The organism is Streptomyces sp. NBC_00376 (genome assembly GCF_036077095.1).
Classification (GTDB): Bacteria; Actinomycetota; Actinomycetes; order Streptomycetales; family Streptomycetaceae; genus Streptomyces.
In genome coordinates this window covers 6,305,238-6,322,969 of sequence record NZ_CP107960.1, presented here as the reverse complement: position 1 = coordinate 6,322,969, position 17,732 = coordinate 6,305,238, and the positions used below count along the sequence as shown (strand labels likewise).

The 17,732-nt window shown below is 72.6% G+C and carries 16 protein-coding genes; 12 read left to right on the top strand and 4 right to left on the bottom strand.

The genetic code is table 11. The features are described 5' to 3' along the window. The first annotated feature begins 51 nt into the window (after nt 1-51). From sucB to OG842_RS28500, 5 genes are all read left to right on the top strand, one after another. On the top strand, nt 52-1,836 hold the full coding sequence (sucB, locus tag OG842_RS28520) for a 2-oxoglutarate dehydrogenase, E2 component, dihydrolipoamide succinyltransferase (protein WP_266736851.1): 1,785 nt from the start codon (nt 52-54) through the stop codon (nt 1,834-1,836). Nucleotides 1,837-1,984: 148 nt separating this feature from the next. Then, nucleotides 1,985-2,608 carry a GntR family transcriptional regulator gene (locus OG842_RS28515; RefSeq protein WP_124718089.1) on the top strand — a complete coding sequence of 208 codons (624 nt, stop codon included), beginning with the start codon at nt 1,985-1,987 and terminating at the stop codon, nt 2,606-2,608. A 286-nt stretch (nt 2,609-2,894) separates the two neighbouring features. Further along, nucleotides 2,895-5,564 (top strand): pyruvate dehydrogenase (acetyl-transferring), homodimeric type, encoded by a 2,670-nt coding sequence (gene aceE / locus OG842_RS28510; RefSeq protein WP_266736852.1) that lies wholly within the window; start codon nt 2,895-2,897, stop codon nt 5,562-5,564. A 115-nt stretch (nt 5,565-5,679) separates the two neighbouring features. Next, entirely contained in the window at nt 5,680-6,651 is a 972-nt protein-coding gene (locus OG842_RS28505) for a helix-turn-helix transcriptional regulator (RefSeq protein WP_328512574.1), read from the top strand. A gap of 61 nt (nt 6,652-6,712) precedes the next feature. Further along, on the top strand, nt 6,713-7,234 hold the full coding sequence (locus OG842_RS28500) for a DUF4240 domain-containing protein (protein WP_266737373.1): 522 nt from the start codon (nt 6,713-6,715) through the stop codon (nt 7,232-7,234). Nucleotides 7,235-7,277: 43 nt separating this feature from the next. Here the strand turns inward: OG842_RS28500 and OG842_RS28495 are convergent, their stop codons facing one another. Further along, nucleotides 7,278-8,048, bottom strand: coding sequence for an SDR family NAD(P)-dependent oxidoreductase (locus OG842_RS28495; protein WP_266736855.1), 771 nt, complete (start codon nt 8,046-8,048; stop codon nt 7,278-7,280). A 157-nt stretch (nt 8,049-8,205) separates the two neighbouring features. On the opposite strand from OG842_RS28495, the gene OG842_RS28490 reads away from it, so the two are divergent. Further along, entirely contained in the window at nt 8,206-8,841 is a 636-nt protein-coding gene (locus OG842_RS28490; RefSeq protein WP_266736857.1) for a TetR family transcriptional regulator, read from the top strand. 9 nt (nt 8,842-8,850) lie between these two features. Here the strand turns inward: OG842_RS28490 and OG842_RS28485 are convergent, their stop codons facing one another. Continuing rightward, nucleotides 8,851-9,375, bottom strand: coding sequence for a GNAT family N-acetyltransferase (locus OG842_RS28485; protein ID WP_266736858.1), 525 nt, complete (start codon nt 9,373-9,375; stop codon nt 8,851-8,853). A gap of 151 nt (nt 9,376-9,526) precedes the next feature. Here OG842_RS28485 and OG842_RS28480 point away from each other — a divergent pair, with 151 nt between their 5' ends. Then, on the top strand, nt 9,527-10,426 hold the full coding sequence (locus tag OG842_RS28480; protein ID WP_266736859.1) for a TIGR01777 family oxidoreductase: 900 nt from the start codon (nt 9,527-9,529) through the stop codon (nt 10,424-10,426). Nucleotides 10,427-10,604: 178 nt separating this feature from the next. Further along, nucleotides 10,605-11,906: an NAD(P)/FAD-dependent oxidoreductase gene (locus tag OG842_RS28475; RefSeq protein ID WP_266736861.1), complete on the top strand. Its 1,302-nt coding sequence runs from the start codon at nt 10,605-10,607 to the stop codon at nt 11,904-11,906. An 80-nt stretch (nt 11,907-11,986) separates the two neighbouring features. Here the strand turns inward: OG842_RS28475 and OG842_RS28470 are convergent, their stop codons facing one another. Beyond that, nucleotides 11,987-13,678 (bottom strand): regulator, encoded by a 1,692-nt coding sequence (locus tag OG842_RS28470; RefSeq protein WP_266736863.1) that lies wholly within the window; start codon nt 13,676-13,678, stop codon nt 11,987-11,989. A 267-nt stretch (nt 13,679-13,945) separates the two neighbouring features. Here OG842_RS28470 and lipB point away from each other — a divergent pair, with 267 nt between their 5' ends. From lipB to OG842_RS28450, 4 genes are all read left to right on the top strand, one after another. Then, nucleotides 13,946-14,758: a lipoyl(octanoyl) transferase LipB gene (lipB, locus tag OG842_RS28465; RefSeq protein WP_266736864.1), complete on the top strand. Its 813-nt coding sequence runs from the start codon at nt 13,946-13,948 to the stop codon at nt 14,756-14,758. A gap of 132 nt (nt 14,759-14,890) precedes the next feature. Continuing rightward, entirely contained in the window at nt 14,891-15,856 is a 966-nt protein-coding gene (gene lipA / locus OG842_RS28460) for a lipoyl synthase (RefSeq protein WP_266736865.1), read from the top strand. 341 nt (nt 15,857-16,197) lie between these two features. After that, nucleotides 16,198-16,398, top strand: coding sequence for an SCO2195 family GlnR-regulated protein (locus OG842_RS28455; protein ID WP_266736867.1), 201 nt, complete (start codon nt 16,198-16,200; stop codon nt 16,396-16,398). A 19-nt stretch (nt 16,399-16,417) separates the two neighbouring features. Beyond that, nucleotides 16,418-17,125, top strand: a complete 708-nt coding sequence (locus OG842_RS28450) for a DUF4191 domain-containing protein (protein ID WP_266736869.1) — start codon at nt 16,418-16,420, stop codon at nt 17,123-17,125. Between the two features lie 115 nt (nt 17,126-17,240). On the opposite strand, the gene OG842_RS28445 is transcribed toward OG842_RS28450, so the two are convergent. Further along, nucleotides 17,241-17,708 carry an RDD family protein gene (locus OG842_RS28445; RefSeq protein WP_266736871.1) on the bottom strand — a complete coding sequence of 156 codons (468 nt, stop codon included), beginning with the start codon at nt 17,706-17,708 and terminating at the stop codon, nt 17,241-17,243. Nucleotides 17,709-17,732: the final 24 nt, after the last annotated feature.

Here is a 17,732-nt window from a genome sequence, read left to right as displayed (position 1 = left end):
GGGCGCGACGACCGACCTACTTCCGCACTTTCGTAAGGAGCAACTGAAACCATGTCGGTTTCCGTAACCCTTCCGGCGCTCGGCGAGAGCGTCACCGAGGGCACTGTCACCCGCTGGCTGAAGGCCGAGGGCGAGCGCGTCGAGGCCGACGAGCCGTTGCTCGAGGTTTCGACCGACAAGGTCGACACCGAGATCCCGGCCCCCGCGGCCGGCATCCTGGCCGCCATCAAGGTCGCCGAGGACGAGACCGTCGAGGTCGGCGCCGAGCTGGCCGTCATCGACGACGGCACGGGTGCGCCCGTGGCCGCCGCGGCTCCGGCCGCCGAGCCCGCGGCCGCCCCGGCGCCGGTCGCCGAGGCCCCCGCCGCCGCTCCGGCCCCCGCGGCCGAGGCTCCGGCCGCCGCCGCACCGGCCGGTGGCGCCGCCGGTACCGACGTCACCCTCCCGGCGCTCGGCGAGAGCGTCACCGAGGGCACCGTCACCCGCTGGCTGAAGGAGGTCGGCGAGGAGGTCACGGAGGACGAGCCCCTCCTGGAGGTCTCCACGGACAAGGTCGACACCGAGATCCCGGCCCCGGTTTCCGGTGTGCTGCTGGAGATCGTCGTCGCCGAGGACGAGACCGCCGAGGTCGGCGCCAAGCTCGCCGTCATCGGTGCCGCGGGCGCTGCCCCGGCCGCCGCTCCGGCTCCGGCCGCGCCGGCCCCCGTGGCCGCCCCGGCCCCGGCTCCGGCCGCTGCCGCCCCGGCTCCGGCCGCCCCCGCTCCGGCTCCGGCCCCGGTGGCGCCCGCCGCCCCGGCGCCCGTGGCCGCCGCCCCGGTCGCCGCCCCGGCGCCCGTGGCCGCCGCTCCGGTCGCCGCTCCGGCTCCGGTCACCCCGGCCGCTCCGGCCGCGACCTCCGCTGACGACGGCGCGTACGTCACGCCGCTGGTCCGCAAGCTCGCCGCCGAGAACGGCGTCGACCTGGGCTCGGTCAAGGGCACCGGCGTCGGTGGCCGCATCCGCAAGCAGGACGTCGTCGCCGCCGCGGAGGCCGCCAGGGCCGCCGCAGCCGCCCCGGCTCCGGCCGCCGCCGTTGCTCCGGCCGCCTCGAAGGCGCCGAAGCTGGAGGCGTCCCCGCTGCGCGGTCAGACGGTCAAGATGACCCGCATGCGCAAGGTCATCGGCGACAACATGATGAAGGCCCTGCACTCGCAGGCCCAGCTGACCTCGGTCGTCGAGGTCGACGTCACCAAGCTGATGAAGCTGCGCAACAAGGCGAAGGACGCGTTCGCCGCCCGCGAGGGCGTCAAGCTGTCCCCGATGCCGTTCTACGTCAAGGCGGCGGCCCAGGCGCTGAAGGCCCACCCGGTCATCAACGCCCGGATCAACGAGGACGAGGGCACCATCACGTACTTCGACTCGGAGAACATCGGCATCGCCGTGGACGCCGAGAAGGGTCTGATGACCCCGGTCATCAAGGGTGCGGGCGACCTGAACATCGCCGGTATCTCGAAGAAGACCGCCGAGCTGGCCGGCAAGGCCCGCGGCGGCGGCCTGACGCCGGACGACATGTCCGGTGCCACCTTCACCATCAGCAACACCGGCTCGCGCGGTGCGCTGTTCGACACCGTCATCGTGCCGCCGAACCAGGCAGCCATCCTGGGCATCGGTGCCACGGTCAAGCGTCCGGCGGTCATCGAGACCGAGGAGGGCACCGTCATCGGTGTCCGCGACATGACGTACCTGTCGCTCTCCTACGACCACCGTCTGGTGGACGGCGCGGACGCCGCCCGTTACCTGACCTCGGTCAAGGCGATCCTGGAGGCCGGTGAGTTCGAGGTCGAGCTCGGCCTCTGAGCCCTCCGGCTGTAACCAGCCTCACCAGCGGCGCCCCCGTCCGGAACACTTCCGGGCGGGGGCGCCGCCGTATTGTCTAGACACCACCGGTCACCCCGGCAATCGTGGATGGTGCGGACAGCACCGGTTTGCCTCGAAGGAGCCCCTCATGACCCCGCCCGTCGTCCACTCGCTGCGCGAACAGATCCGCGAGCACATCGTGGACGGGATCGTCAGCGGGCGCTGGAAGCCCGGTGAGCGGATCGTGGAGCGCCGGATCGCCACCGAGCTTGAGGTCAGCCAGACGCCCGTGCGCGAGGCGCTGCGGGAGCTGGAGACGCTCCGGCTGATCGAGTCGGCGCCCAACAAGGGCGTACGGGTCCGCAATCTGACCGCCGCCGACCTGGAGGAGAGCTATCCGGTACGGGCCGGCCTGGAGCAGATCGCGGCGGAGCTGGCGGCGCCGGCCCTCGGCGAGGACTGCTCGCGCCTCACGCCGTACGTGACGGCGCTCTACGAGGCGGACCGGCTGGCCGACGGCGAGGCGCAGGTACGGCACACCGTGGGCTTCCACCGCGAGATGGTGCGGGCCGCCGGGAACGCGGTGCTGCTGCACACCTGGGAGGGGCTGGGCATCGAGGTGTTCACCGCCCTGTCGATCCGGTGGCTGGGCACGGTGCAGAAGTCGTACGCGGAGGAGCACGAGGCGCTCATCGAGGCGTTCCTGCGCAAGGACCCGGACATCGGGGTGCTGGCCAAGGCCCACGTACTCGGCTGCGCGCCGCGCGCCTGAGGGCCCTTGAGGTCCCCTGAAGGCCCCCGAGGGTCGTACGCATCTGTCGCAGAGGGCGCTCGCCTGTGCAGGCGAGCGCCCTTTTTGCGCGCTAAATCCCGTCACTCCGTGCCCCCTTTCGCGGCACCGCATGCCAATTTCTTCATATCGAGAAGTTTTGCGCTTCACCCTTTGATCGATCATCGATCGGCGACTTACAGTTCACTTCGCGGGCCCACCGGCCCCATCGCCCTGTCCTGCCAGTCAGGGCCTTCTCCACCCCCCTCCACTCCGGAAGGCGGCGATCATGACCGACCCCGTAGGAAAGCTTCCGAGCGAGCTCGACCAGCTCCCGGACCGTGACCCCGAGGAGACCGCCGAATGGGCGGCCTCCCTGGATGCCGTCACCAAGGCCGCGGGCCCGCACCGGGCCGCGTACCTGATGCGTCGCTCGCTCGAACACGCCGAGGGCGCCGGTCTCGCGCTGCCCAAGCTGCTGGAGACCGATTACGTCAACTCCATCCCGACCGCCGCCGAGCCCGCGTTCGACGGCGACCTGGAGATGGAGTCCAGGATCACCGCCTGGAACCGCTGGAACGCCGCCGCGATGGTCACCCGCGGCTCCCGCTTCGGTGTCGGCGGTCACATCGCCACCTTCGCCTCGGCGGCCTGGCTGTACGAGACCGGCTTCAACCACTTCTTCCGCGGCAAGGAGGGGGACGGCTCCGGCGACCAGCTCTACATCCAGGGCCACGCCTCCCCCGGCATCTACGCCCGCGCCTTCCTCGACGGGCGACTCAGCGAGCAGCAGCTCGACAACTTCCGCCAGGAGGCGGGCGGCGACGGTCTGCCGTCCTACCCGCACCCGCGGCGGCTGCCCTGGCTGTGGGAGTTCCCCACCGTGTCGATGGGCCTCGGCCCGCTCTCGGCGATCTACCAGGCGCGCTTCAACCGCTACCTCGCCAACCGCAACATCAAGGACACGTCGAACTCGCACGTCTGGGCCTTCCTGGGCGACGGCGAGATGGACGAGCCCGAGTCGACCGCCGCCCTCGCGCTGGCGGCCCGTGAGGGTCTCGACAACCTGACCTTCGTCATCAACTGCAACCTGCAGCGCCTCGACGGCCCGGTCCGCGCCAACTTCCGGGTGGTCCAGGAGCTGGAGGGCGCGTTCCGCGGCGCCGGCTGGAACGTCGTCAAGACGCTCTGGGGCAACGCCTGGGACGAGCTGTTCCAGCTGGACACCACCGGTGCGCTGGTCCGCCGGCTCCGCGAGGTCCCGGACGCGCAGTTCCAGACGTACGCGACCCGCGACGTCTCGTACATCCGCGAGCACTTCTTCGGCGCCGAGCCCGCGCTCGCCGAGCTGGCGAAGCTGCTCACCGACGCGAAGATCGCCGAGTGCTTCTACACCTCGCGCGGCGGCCACGAGGCCCGCAAGGTGTACGCGGCGTACAAGGCGGCCGTCGAGCACAAGGGCGCGCCGACCGTGATCCTCGCCCAGACGGTGAAGGGCTTCACGCTCGGCAAGGGCTTCGAGTCCAAGAACGCCAACCACCAGATGAAGAAGCTGTCCGTCGACGAGTTCAAGGACATGCGCGAGCTGCTCGGACTCCCGATCCCGGACAGCGCCTTCGCCGACGGCCTGGTGCCCTACGGCCACCCGGGCGCCGACTCCCCCGAGGTCCGTTACCTCCAGGAGCGCCGCGCCGCCCTCGGCGGTCCCGCCCCGGCCCGCCGGGTGCACGCCGCGGCGCTGCCGCAGCCCGAGGAGCGGGCGTTCGCCGCGCTCAAGAAGGGCTCCGGCAAGCAGGAGATGGCCACGACCATGGCCTTCGTCCGCCTGGTCAAGGACCTGATGCGGGACAAGGAGACCGGCAGGCGCTGGGTTCCGATCGTCCCGGACGAGGCCCGTACCTTCGGCATGGAGTCGCTGTTCCCGTCGGCCGGCATCTACTCTCCGCTGGGCCAGACGTACGAGCCGGTCGACCGCGACCAGCTGATGTACTACAAGGAGGCCAAGGACGGCCAGATCCTCAACGAGGGGATCACCGAGGCCGGGGCCATGGCCGACTTCATCGCCGCGTCGACGTCGTACGCGACGCACGGCGAGACGATGATCCCCTTCTACATCTTCTACTCGATGTTCGGCTGGCAGCGGACCGGCGACCAGATGTGGCAGCTCGCCGACCAGCTCGGCAAGGGCTTCATCGTCGGCGCCACGGCGGGCCGTACGACGCTGACCGGTGAGGGCCTCCAGCACGCGGACGGCCACTCGCAGCTGATCGCCGCCACGAACCCCGCGTCGCTCAACTACGACCCGGCGTTCGCGTACGAGATCGCGGTGATCGTCAAGGACGGTCTGCGGCGGATGTACGGCCCCGAGGCCGAGAACGTCTTCTACTACCTGACGGTCTACAACGAGCCGAAGCCGCAGCCCGCGATGCCGGAAGGTGTCGAGGAGGGCATCGTCAAGGGCCTGTACCGCTTCAAGGAGGGCACGCCCGCCTCGGCGGACGCCCCTCGGGCCCAGCTGCTGGCCTCCGGTACGGCGATCCACTGGGCACTCGAGGCGCAGGAGCTGCTGGCCGCGGAGTGGGGTGTCACGGCCGACGTCTGGTCCGCCACCTCCTGGGGCGAGCTGCGCCGCGAGGCGCTGGAGTGCGACGAGGCGCTGCTCCGCGGTGAGCAGCGGGTGCCGTACGTGACCCAGGCGCTGGAGGGCGCGCCGGGTCCGGTCCTCGCGGTCAGCGACTGGATGCGTCAGGTCCCGGACCAGATCAGCCAGTGGGTGGAACAGGACTGGTCCTCGCTCGGCACGGACGGCTTCGGCCTCTCCGACACCCGCGACGCCGCCCGCCGTCACTTCGGTGTCGACGCGCAGTCGATCGTGGTCGCGGCGCTGGCCCAGCTGGCCCGCCGCGGCGAGGTGCCCGCGTCCGCGGTCAAGGAGGCCCGGGAGCGGTACGGGCTGTGATGCCTGGGCGGCCGGGTACGCCCGGCCGCCGCTTCGCCCCCGGTCGCCGGGCGGTCCCCTGGAGCGGGCCGTCCGGTGACCGGGGGCGCGCGCGTTCTGCGGTCACAATGGTCTGATGCGTGCTGCCCGTCTGATCAGAATGGTGCTGCTCCTGCAGTCCCGCCCGGCCATGACCGCCGCCGAGCTCGCCCGCGAACTGGAGGTGTCGGAGCGGACCGTGACCCGGGACGCCCAGGCGCTCTCGGAGGCGGGTGTCCCGGTGTACGCGGACCGGGGCCGGGCCGGGGGCTACCGCCTGGTCGGCGGCTACCGCACGCGCCTGACCGGCCTGGCCCGTGACGAGGCGGAGGCGCTCTTCCTCTCCGGGCTGCCGTCCGCGCTGCGCGAGATGGGGCTGGAGGACGCCGCGTCCGCCGCCCGGCTCAAGGTGTCGGCGGCCCTGCTGCCCTCGCTGCGGGACGCCTCCGAGAGCGCCGCCCGGCGCTTCCACCTGGATGCTCCGGGCTGGTACCAGGAGCCGGTCACGCCCGAACTGCTGCCGGCCGTCGCCGAGGCCGTCTGGGACGACCGGATCGTCCGTGCCAGCTACCGCCGGGGCGGTGCGGACGACGAGGTGGAGCGGGAGCTGGCACCGTACGGGCTCGTCCTGAAGGCCGGGGTCTGGTACGTCTGCGCCCGGGTGGGGGACGACTTCCGGGTGTACCGGATCGACCGGTTCTCGGCCGTGGCGGTGTCGGACGAGCGGTTCGAGCGCGACGGGCGGTTCGATCTGGCGGGCTTCTGGGAGGAGCGGGCCGCGCAGTTCGCCCGGTCGCTGCTGCGGGCCGAGGTGAGGGTGCGGGTGTCGCCCGAGGGTGTACGCCGACTGCCGTACGCCATGGACCGTTCGGCGGTCCAGGACGCTCTGGACGCGGCCGGGCCGCCGGATGCCGAGGGGTGGCTCGCGCTCACCCTGCGGGTCGAGTCGATGGAGGTCGCCTACGGCCAACTGCTGTCTCTGGGGCCGGAGTCGGAGGTGCTGGAGCCGGCCGCCCTGCGGGAGCGTTTCACCGCGGCCGCCGAACGTCTGCGCGAGCTCTATCGCTGAGGGGCATCTCTCGCCGCGTCCGCGTGCGTGGGCCGCTGCCAGGGCCGATGCTTGACCCGTGATGGACGAGACGGAGTTCTGGGAGCTCATCGACGGCACCCGCACGGCCGCCGGGGGCGATCCCGAGGATCAGGCCGACCTGCTGGTCGAACGGCTGGTGCGGCTCGATCCGGATGCGGTGTTGGACTTCGCCCGGCACTTCGAGGCCCGTTTCAACCGCGCCTACCGCTGGGACCTGTGGGGCGCCGCCGCCGTGCTGCTCGGCGGCGCGAGCGACGACGCCTTCGACTTCTTCCGCTGCTGGCTGATCGGCCAGGGCCGGGAGGTCTTCGAGGGGGCTCTGCACGACCCGGACGGCCTCGCCGTTCTCCTCGACGACTTCGACGAGGAGATCGACGGGGACGCCGAGGATCTCGGCTACGCCGCCGACGAGGCGTACGAACAGCTCACCGGCGTGGTCGCCCCGGACCTCGGCCTGCCGCCCCAGGCCGCCGAGCCCGAGGGGACCCCCGTGAGCTTCGAGGACGACGCGGTCCTGGCGGAGCGCTTCCCCTCGCTCTGGGAGCGGTTCGGGCCCGGCTGAGGGGCTCCGGGGGCTGCCCCGTAGCCTCTGGCGGGCGTGCGCCTCAGAAGTGGGTGCCGCCGTCGATACGGATCTCCGTACCGGTGATGAAGGCCCCGTCCCGGGAGCCGAGCATCGCGACGACGCCGGCGACGGTGTCCGGGCTGGCGAAGCCCGCGCCGAGCGCCGGGGCCAGCTTCATGAAGAGCGACATGTCGGCGTCGGCGGGCAGACCCGGGCCGTTGCCGCTGGTCATGTCGGAGGAGATCGAGCCGGGCGCGACGGCGACGAACCGCAGCCCCTGCTTGCTGTACTCGCTCGCCAGCGCGTGCGTCATCGACTGGATGCCGCCCTTGCTCGCCGCGTACGCCGACATGTAGGGGTGCGCGAAGCTCGCCGAGGTGGAGGAGAAGTTCACGACGGCCGGCTCGTCGCCCGCCAGCAGGGCCGGGAGCGCCTCGCGGATCATCAGGAACGTACCCGTGAGGTTGACGGCGAGGATCTTGTTGAAGAACTCCAGCGTCGTCTTGTGGGTGTGCTCGGAGCGCAGGATGCCGGCCGCGTTGACCAGCACGTCGAGCCCGCCGAGGGTCTCCACGGCGGAGGCGACGCCCGCCTGGACCGCGGCCTCGTCCGAGATGTCCAGGGCGAGGGTGGTGAGGCGCTCGGCGCCGCCGTTCGCCACGGCAGTCTCGTACGTGGCCTTCAGCCCGGCCTCGTTGACGTCGGCCGCGACGACGTGGCCGCCCTCGGCGAGGACGCGGTGGACGGTGGCCTGTCCGATGCCGGAGCCGCCCCCGGTGATGAGTACGCGGCGGCCTTCGTAGCGGTTCATGTCTGTCTCTCTTCCGATCCCGGTGACTGCTGTCACGAAGCGGCTCGGCGGCGCCCCGATGACGTCCCGATCTATGTCCACCGTACGCCCGAGTGGCACGTTTTGCCACAATGGCATTTCGCGCACACTTCTGCCTGCCCGGGGTAATCTCCCGGGAATGAGCACCGAGCCGAGTCAGCCCTCCCTCACCGAGCGCCGGAAGGCCGCGACCCAGCTGGAGATCGCGCGTGCCGCGGCCGCGCTCTTCGCCGAGCACGGGCCCGACGGCACCACGGCGGAGGACATCGCCGGCCGGGCGGGGGTGGCACTGCGCACCTTCTACCGCTACTTCCGCTCCAAGCAGGACGCGGTGGGCCCGCTGCTCTCCGGCGGCGGCGATCGCTGGCGGGCGCTGCTGGCGGCGGCCGAGCCCGGGGAGCCGCTCGCCGGGACCCTGGAGCGGGCGGTCACCGAGGCGCTCCGGCCGCCGGGCGCGGACGGCGCCGAGCAGCTGGGCGTGACGCGCGGGCTGCTGCGGGCGGCGGCGCAGGACCCGGCGCTGCGGGCCGTCTGGTACCGGGTCAATCAGGATTCGGAGGAGCGGCTGCTGCCGGTGCTGGCCCGGCTGGCGGGCGACGGGGCGGACCCGCTGGAGGTCCGGCTCGCCGCGGCCGCCGCGACGGACGCGGTACGGGTCGCGCTGGAGGCCTGGGCGGAGACGGACGCCCCGACGGCCGGGCCCGGCTCACCCGCCGAGCTGGCGGTGCGCTGCCTGCACGAACTCATGGGCGGCATGCGGCTGTTCAAGCCGTAGAAGACGTACTCACGGGGCGAGCGGGCAGCCCATCAGCACGTCGTCCACGTAACGCCCGTCCAGGAAGAACTCGCCGGGCAGCACCCCTTCGACGACGAACCCCTCCGACTCGTACAGGGCGCGCGCGGGTGTGTTGTGTCCGAGCACCCGCAGGGTCATCCGGTTCGCTCCTTCGCGGCGCGCCGCCGCGAAGGCGGCCCGCAGCAGGGTCCTGGCTACACCGCGGCCGCGCGCCCAGTCGGCCACGGCGAGGCCCTGTATCTGCCGGACATGGGAGTTGCAGGCCAGCGGGGTCGGCAGGACCAGCCTGAGGTAGCCGGCCGTGCGCCGCTCGCCGTCGGCGTCCGCCGCCTCGGCCACCAGGAAGCCCTCGGGCCGGTGGCGCTCGTCGAAGAACGGCTCGTACGGCGGCTGCGGCCTGGGCATCACGGCGTGCAGCGTCGACCAGGTGGCGCGGTCGAGCTCACCGAGTGCGGCCTCGTCGGAGAGGACGGCCGGGCGGACGAGGACCGGATGGGTGTGGGTCTCGGGCATGCGCGCCACTGTGCCACGGCGCCCCGGGCCCGGTCAGCCCGGTTTCGCCACCCGGCCGGCCCGGTTCCGCCGCCCGGTACGCCCCGATGACACGAGGGACCAACGGCCCCGGCAGGTGGGCCCCACGGGGCCGCTGGGGCAGGATGGACCCATGCCGCACTCCCGAATCGCTGTCACCGGAGCATCAGGACTCATCGGAGCGGCGCTGGTGCGCTCGCTGCGGGCCGACGGGCACGAGGTGGTGCGCCTGGTGCGGCACCCCGCGCGGGCCGGCGACGAGGTGGAGTGGGATCCGAAGCGGGGATACGTCGACGTGGCGGGCCTGGTGGGCTGCGACGCCGTCGTCCACCTCGCCGGGGCCGGGGTCGGCGACCACCGCTGGACCGCCACGTACAAGCGGGAGATCCGGGACAGCCGGGTGCTGGGCACAGCGGCGATCGCGGAGGCGGTCGCCTCGCTGGACGTGCCGCCGAAGGTTCTGCTGTCCGGGTCCGCGATCGGCTACTACGGCGACACCGGGGACCGCGCCGTCGACGAGAGCGCCCCGGCCGGCGAGGGATTCCTGCCGTCCGTCTGCGTGGAGTGGGAGGCGGCCACGGCCCCCGCCGAGGAGGCGGGGGTACGGACGGTGCACGCGCGCACCGGTCTGGTCGTCGGCCGCGAGGGCGGCGCCTGGGGCCGGCTCTTCCCGCTGTTCCGGGCGGGGCTCGGCGGCCGGCTGGGCGACGGGCGCCAGTACTGGAGCTTCATCGCACTGCACGACGAGGTCGCGGCGCTGCGCCACATCCTGGACACGGAGTCGCTCTCGGGCCCGGTGAATCTGACCGGCCCCGACCCCGTCACCAACCGCGAGGTGACGGCCGCGATGGGGCGGGTGCTGCACCGCCCCACGCTCTTCACCGCACCGGCACCGGCGTTGCGGATCGCCCTGGGGGACTTCGCCGAGGACGTGCTGGCCAGCCAGCGGGTGCTGCCGGGTCAACTGCTGGACTCGGGCTTCGTGTTCGCCTTCCCGGGAATCGATGCGGCGATCCGCGCGGCACTGCGCTGAGCCCGGACGCCCCCTTCACGCAATCGGACGGGCGTGCGACCCCGTGCAACGGTGCCCCGGGTGCGCGCGACTGCGCCTTTGTCGGCCGCCTTCCTACCCTCCTTGCGAACTCGGGCATTCCGGGGGCCTGTTGGGGGCAAGAGCCTCCCACCAGTTGCGCCGACTCGGGGAGGGGCACGTGCTCAGCACGGCACACCACGCGGACGTCGTCATCATCGGGGCCGGGATCGCCGGCCTGTCAGCCGCCCACCGACTGACCAGTGCAGGGGTAAGCGTCAGCGTCCTGGAGGCCGGCCCCCGGGTCGGCGGCCGGATGACCACCACCGACCTGGACGGCTTCCGGCTCGACCATCTCGGCCCACTGCTGAGCACCTCCTACCCGGCCCTTCGCACGACGCCCGGCCTCGAAGGACTGGTGCTGCGCAACTTCGCCCCGGGCGTCCTCGTCCACAGCGAGGGCCGTCAGTACCGGACCGGCGATGTGCGGGGCGCGCGGGGCGCATTCAAGGCAGCGCGCGCCCTGGCAAGCGCCCCCCGGCCACCGATGGGCGGGCCGATCGACCAGGCCCGGCTGGGCGCCGCCCTGACCCGGCTCGCCGCCACCCCGTCCGCCCGCATCCTGGCCCGGCCCGAACAGACCGCGCTCGCCGCCCTGTCCCACCGCGGCCTGCCCGCACGCACGGTCAACGGCTTCCTCCGCCCGCTGCTCTCCGCGCTGCTCAGCGACCCGGAGCTCGGCACGTCCAGCCGGTGCGCCGATCTGGCCCTGCGCGGCTACGCGAGCGGCAGGCTGTGCGTGCCCGAGGGCGGCGCGGCGACGCTGCCCGAACTCCTCGCGGCGGCGCTGCCGCCAGGCACCGTACGCACCGGGGTGCATGTCACGGCCGCCGACATCACCTCGGTCCGCACCAAGGAGCACGGCGAACTGGGCTGCCGTTCCCTGCTGCTGGCGACCGGTGCGGGCGCCGCCGCCGAGCTGCTGCCGGGTCTTCGGGTGCCGCCCTTCCATCCCGTGACGGTCCTTCACCACACCGCCCCCGCTCCCCCGCCGACCGGCGCCGCGCTGCTGCTGGACGCCGACCGCTCGGGCCCGGTCGCGCACACCGCGGTGATGAGCGCGGTCGACCCCTCGCGCGCCCCGCGCGGCCGTACGCTGATCAGCTCGACGGTGCTCGGCACCCCGCCGCCCGACCTGGACCGCGCGGTCCGCTCCCATCTCGCCGCGCTGTACGGCACTCCCACCGACGACTGGGAGCTGCTGGCCGCCCACCACGATCCGGAGGCGGTCCCCGCGATGCCCGCCCCGCACGATCCGCGCCGCCCGGTGCGGCTGCTGGCCGGCCTGTACGTGTGCGGCGACCACCGCGACACGAGCACGGTCCAGGGGGCCCTGTTCTCGGGCCACCGTGCGGCCGAGGCGATCCTCACCGACCTGGGTGTACGGCCGGGGAGCGGGACGGCGCTGCCCGAGGCCGCGTAGGCCCCGGCCGTAGTCCCCCGGGCCCCGTCCGACGGCATCGGTCCGGCGCGCGCCGGAGTGCGCCGGTGGCCGCCCCGGGCTCAGCCGAGCGCGGCGACCCGGTCGCGGTAGCCGCGTACCGCGGCGGCGTCCCGGTACGGCTCCAGGCGCCGTTCGAAGTCCCGCACGTACTCCGTCGCCCGCACCGACCGCATCTCCGTGGCCTGCTGGGCGGCCTCGGCACCGAGCGCGCACGCCTGGTCGAGCTCGCCGAGCCCGAGCCGGGCGGAGGCCAGCACCACCCGGCAGAACAATCGGCTGCGGGCGTACGCCGGGGAGCGCAGCTGGAGGGAGCGCTCCGCGTGCTGCGCCGCGGCCCGGTACTGCTGGAGGTCCCGGTGGCAGTGCCCGAACTCGTCGGCGAGCTGGGCCTCGTCGAAGTACCGCGCCCAGTGCGGTACCTCGTCGCCCGACCGGGCGATCTCCAGCGCGTGTTCCGCCCGTGCCAGCGAGGCGGTGCAGGGCCTGGCCTCGCCGAGCACCCCGTGGCCGCGCGCCTCGACGGCGTGCAGCAGGGCCTGGACGACGGGCGGCGCCGAGGAGCCGATGCCCTGCTGGGCCACCCGGGCCAGCTGCACGGCCTCCCTGCCGTGGCCGAGGTAGACCGCCTGCCGGCTCATGGTGATCAGCACGTAGCTGCCGTACGCGCGGTCCCCGGCGGCCTGGGCCAGCCGCAGCGCCTGGACGAAGTACCGCTGGGCCAGGCCGTGGGCCGCGATGTCGTACGAGGTCCAGCCCGCCAGCCGGGTCAGATCGGCGGCGGCGGCGAAGAGCCGGCGCCCGGTGGCCTCCCCGTACGTGCCGCGGAGCATGGGCTCCGTCTCGTGCTCCAGGTACCGGACGAGGGCCTGGCGGGCGTGGCCACCGCCGTAGGTGTTGTCGAGGGCGCGGAAGAGCTCGCCGACCGAGCGCAGGGCGGCGACGTCGCCGCCGCTGACCCGCTGGCCGGGGACGCGTTCGGACTGCCGTTGCCGCGGGACGCCGGGGGCGCCCGGCAGCCCCGCGCCCAGCGGGGCCGGAACCGTCGGAGCGGTGGGGGATCCCGGTGGGGCGCCTGGACCGGAGGGCCGGGAGGGGACGGGTCCGCGGGCGCCGCCCCGGCCACCGGCGCCGTGCGCCGGGCTCCCGCCGTGCGCCCCGTACGGGCCGCCGCGCGCCGCGCCGGGACCACCGGGCCGCACGGGGACCCCGGTCTCGGCGGCCCCCGCGGGCCTCGTGATCCCATCGGCCCCGTGGTCCCCGCCGGTCCCGCCGTGCGTCTGGGGCGCGGGCTCGCTCCCCCGCCCCACCCACTCGTCGGCCCGTCCGATCAGCCAGTCCCGGCTGGGGACGACGAGCCCGGCCGGGGTGAAGGCGATCTTGCGCAGCTCCGCATGGCTGCCCGAGTCCTTCCGCCACAGCCCGCTGACGATGTCGACCGCCTCCGCGGGCGTGGCCGCGAACTCCAGGCCCGCGTAGACCGGGGCGCAGGCGTCGAGGCCCAGGTCCTGTGCGGAGAGACGGCGCCCGAGCCGCCGGGTGAAGACCTCGGCGATCAGCGCGGGGGTGGTCCCGCGGGGCTGCTGGCCGCGCAGCCAGCGGGTCACGGAGGTCTTGTCGTACCGCAGGTCGAGGCCGTGCTCCAGGCCGAGTTGGTCCACCCTGCGGGCGAGGCCGGCGTTGGAGAAGCCGGCCTCCGTGATGAGCGAGGCGAGTCGGCGGTTGGGGGTGCGCTGCGGAGGTCGTTCCGACATCAGCTGTACGGTCTCCTGCCTTCGGGGCCGGGCGGGCAGCCCTTATGGAACGGCGCGAATTTAGCGGCCTCCGCAGCGGCCACAGCCACCTTCGCTTCACTTTCATCCGATCGTGTGAGGATTGATGTCGGCGCTGACGGGAAGACCTGCCGGGCCATCGCCCGAGTGCCGGTCGTACAGTGGCGCCGGGGGCGTGATTTCAGTGCATGGTGACGCGGCTCCGGGCACCCCCGGACGCACGGCACCACAAGTAGGGAGGCATCTGTCGTGGCTGAGCTTCGGTTCGTCCGGCTGGGATTCGGCGAGGAAGCCGTCGACTACCAGGAGGCCTGGCAGAAGCAGCGCGAGGTGCACGCGGCCAGATTCGAGGACACCGTCCCCGACACCTGCCTGCTGCTGGAGCACCCGCCCGTCTACACGGCCGGACGGCGCACGACCGACAGCGAGCGCCCACTGGACGGCACCCCCGTCATCGACGTGGACCGCGGCGGCAAGATCACCTGGCACGGTCCCGGTCAGCTGGTCGGCTACCCGATCCAGAAGCTGCCCCGCCCGGTGGACGTCGTCGCGCACGTCCGGCGGCTGGAGGACGCGCTGATCCGTACCGCCGCCGAGTTCGGCGTGGAGACCACCCGGGTCGAGGGCCGCAGCGGCGTCTGGGTGCTCGGCGACCCGGTCGAGGACCGCCCGGCGATCGGTGGACTCTCGCTCGACTTCGACCCGCGGCTGCACGACGAGGAGTTCGACGCCCGGCTGAACGGCCCCGAGTACGCCCCGTCCAACGCCGGCCAGCGCCGCGAGGACCGCAAGCTGGCGGCGATCGGCATCCGGGTGGCCAAGGGCGTCACCATGCACGGCTTCTCCTTCAACGTGAACCCGGACAACACCTGGTTCGACCGGATCGTGCCGTGCGGCATCCGGGACGCGGGCGTCACCTCACTGGCGTACGAGCTGGGCCGCGACATCACCATCGCGGACGTGCTCCCGGTCGTGGAGAAGCACCTGAGGGACGTCCTGGAGAACGCCGAGCTCGCCCCGCGCGCAGTCGAGCGCCCGACCGATGCCGTGGCCACGGCGTGACGTACGGATCACCCTCCGGGGAATAGGCCCTGCCGGCCACAGGTTGGCCACACGTAAAGCCGTTTGAACCACGGGCGTACCCTGGTGTTCGCCGAAGAATCCAATGCAGTGAAAGCAAAGGGGAGTGCCGGAGTGTCCGCTGTCGCACCCGACGGGCGCAAGATGCTGCGCCTTGAGGTCCGGAACAGCCAGACCCCCATCGAGCGCAAGCCCGAGTGGATCAAAACCCGGGCGAAGATGGGCCCCGAATACAACCAGCTGCAGAAACTCGTGAAGAGCGAGGGTCTGCACACGGTGTGCCAGGAGGCCGGCTGCCCCAACATCTTCGAGTGCTGGGAGGATCGCGAGGCCACCTTCCTCATCGGAGGTGACCAATGCACCCGGCGCTGTGACTTCTGCCAGATCGACACGGGCAAGCCGCAGGCGCTGGACCGGGACGAGCCCCGCCGCGTCGGCGAGTCCGTCGTCACGATGGACCTGAACTACGCCACCATCACCGGCGTCGCCCGCGACGACCTGGAGGACGGCGGTGCCTGGCTGTACGCGGAGACCGTGCGCCAGATCCACGCGCTGACCGCGGAGCGGGAGGCCGGCCGTACCAAGGTCGAGCTGCTGATCCCCGACTTCAACGCGGAGCCCGAGCAGCTCGCCGAGGTCTTCTCCTCGCGCCCCGAGGTGCTCGCGCACAACGTCGAGACGGTGCCGCGGATCTTCAAGCGGATCCGCCCCGGCTTCCGTTACGAGCGCTCCCTGGAGGTCATCACGCGGGCCCGTGAGGCCGGTCTGGTGACCAAGTCCAACCTGATCCTCGGCATGGGCGAGACCCGCGAGGAGGTCAGCGAGGCGCTCCAGGACCTGTACGACGCGGGTTGCGAGCTCATCACGATCACGCAGTACCTGCGGCCGTCCGTGCGCCACCACCCGGTCGAGCGCTGGGTGAAGCCGCAGGAGTTCGTGGAGCTGAAGGAGGAGGCCGACGAGATCGGCTACTCCGGCGTGATGTCCGGGCCGCTGGTCCGTTCCTCGTACCGCGCGGGCCGTCTTTTCCAGCAGGCGATCGAGCGTCGCGGCGCGACCGCCGCGGCGCCCGCCGTGTGAATCCGAGCACAAGAAGCTACCGAGTGGTAATCGCTGTTTCGAGGCGGCCCGTACGCTCCCCGCAGGCCGGGGGCGCGTATGGGCCGCTTCGGCGTGCGCGGCACCCGTATCAAGGTTTCATTGGTGTTTGACCGACTGGTCATGCGCTGGTAACACCGAGCAGTGACGCTGGGTGCACACGACGCGGTGGCCGGCAGCAGCCGTCCGGGCCGCTGCCGCCCCCACGCCCCGCACCCCAGCGCCCGCCACTCACTTCGCGCAACGCAGTCCCGGGCAGTTCGGCCCGGGCAGCTGAGGTCACACGACTCAGTCCGCACATCCGCTCCGAGGAGATCTCCACGATGCAGGCCGTGCCGGTACGCGCCACCGCCATCCCTTCCGTCACCGATGCCCTCCGTGCCGTCGAGTCGCTGTTCCTGGGCGGCGGCCAGCGCACCGCCCGCCGCAACGCCTGGACCGCCGTCCTGGAGGACCGGCGCCGGGCCAAGGACCGGGTCGAGGCCGAGTACGTACTGGAGGCCGCGGCCGACCACCGTTCCTAGGCCACGTAAACTTCTGTACATGGCGAGGAAGGCAAACACTGAAGGCGCGGACAGCGCCGAGAACGCGGGGCGGCTCAAGCAGATCGCCCTGACCTACAAGATGGCCAGGCGGTCCGACCCGAAGGTCGGTCTTGTCGTCGCGGGCGTGGGAATTGTCACCTTCGGTGTCCTCCTCGGGGTCGGCTTCCTGATCGGCCACCCGATCTATCTGGGCATCCTGGGCTTCGTGCTGGCCCTCCTCGCGATGGCGATCGTCTTCGGACGGCGTGCCGAGCGTGCCGCCTTCGGGCAGATGGAGGGGCAGCCGGGCGCCGCGGCGGCGGTGCTGGACCGCGTGGGCCGCGGCTGGACGACGACACCCGCGGTCGCGATGAACCGCAGCCAGGACGTCGTGCACCGCGCCGTGGGCAAGGCGGGCATCGTGCTGGTCGGCGAGGGCAACCCGAACCGCGTGAAGCTGCTGCTCGCGGCCGAGAAGAAGAAGATGGCGCGCATCCTGGTCGACGTACCGGTGCACGACATCATCGTCGGCAACGACGAGGGCCAGGTGCCCCTGAAGAAGGTGCGCACCAAGATGCTCAAGATGCCGCGCGTGCTCACCGGCCCGCAGGTGACGGCCGCGAACGACCGGCTGCGCGCGATGGGCGACCTGATGAGCAACATGCCGCTGCCCAAGGGCCCGATGCCGAAGGGCATGCGGATGCCGCGCGGCGGAAAGATGCGCTGACGCCTGAACCGGACACCGGAGACACGGAGTGTCGCCGGACGGGATACGAAGAGGCGGGGCGCGAACCGGATCGGTTCGCGCCCCGCCTCTCTGTCTGCCTGTCTGTCGAGAGGCCCTAGATACGGACCTGGACGGCGCGGGCCAGCCGGTCGTGCAGGCCGCGGCCGTCGCGGTCCCAGACCAGGGCCGGGATCGCCAGGCACAGCAGCACGCTGCGGACGACCACCCGCCCGAGGGTGAGCCGGCCACCGTTCTCGGAGACGACCCTGATGCCCAGGAGGCGCTTGCCCGGCGTACAGCCGATGGTCCCGACGGTGAGCACGCTCAGCACCAGGAAGATGCCCAGTGCCCAGTTTCCGGCCGCCTGCTGGTCACCGCGGGCGAACAGCCCGTATGCGATCAGCAGGCACAGGGCCCAGTCGATGAGGACCGCGCCGAACCGCCGGCCGAGCGGCGCCACGGAACCCGGCCCGTGTTCGGGCAGGCCGAGTCGCTTGCCCCGGTGGCCGAAGTCGGCCCCCATCTCCTCGGCGGCCGCGCGCGGCCCGGAGAGCCACGATCCGATTGCTTGCCTGTTGTCCACCCGAACACGGTACTGCGCCGTCCC

Bases quoted from the DNA above. Each gene is read 5' to 3' on its own strand.
- sucB (WP_266736851.1), top strand. From the start codon at position 52: ATGTCGGTTTCCGTAACCCTTCCGGCGCTCGGCGAGAGCGTCACCGAG.
- OG842_RS28515 (WP_124718089.1), top strand. From the start codon at position 1,985: ATGACCCCGCCCGTCGTCCACTCGCTGCGCGAACAGATCCGCGAGCAC.
- aceE (WP_266736852.1), top strand. From the start codon at position 2,895: ATGACCGACCCCGTAGGAAAGCTTCCGAGCGAGCTCGACCAGCTCCCG.
- OG842_RS28505 (WP_328512574.1), top strand. From the start codon at position 5,680: ATGCGTGCTGCCCGTCTGATCAGAATGGTGCTGCTCCTGCAGTCCCGC.
- OG842_RS28500 (WP_266737373.1), top strand. From the start codon at position 6,713: ATGGACGAGACGGAGTTCTGGGAGCTCATCGACGGCACCCGCACGGCC.
- OG842_RS28495 (WP_266736855.1), bottom strand. From the start codon at position 8,048: ATGAACCGCTACGAAGGCCGCCGCGTACTCATCACCGGGGGCGGCTCC.
- OG842_RS28490 (WP_266736857.1), top strand. From the start codon at position 8,206: ATGAGCACCGAGCCGAGTCAGCCCTCCCTCACCGAGCGCCGGAAGGCC.
- OG842_RS28485 (WP_266736858.1), bottom strand. From the start codon at position 9,375: ATGCCCGAGACCCACACCCATCCGGTCCTCGTCCGCCCGGCCGTCCTC.
- OG842_RS28480 (WP_266736859.1), top strand. From the start codon at position 9,527: ATGCCGCACTCCCGAATCGCTGTCACCGGAGCATCAGGACTCATCGGA.
- OG842_RS28470 (WP_266736863.1), bottom strand. From the start codon at position 13,678: ATGTCGGAACGACCTCCGCAGCGCACCCCCAACCGCCGACTCGCCTCG.
- OG842_RS28455 (WP_266736867.1), top strand. From the start codon at position 16,198: ATGCAGGCCGTGCCGGTACGCGCCACCGCCATCCCTTCCGTCACCGAT.
- OG842_RS28450 (WP_266736869.1), top strand. From the start codon at position 16,418: ATGGCGAGGAAGGCAAACACTGAAGGCGCGGACAGCGCCGAGAACGCG.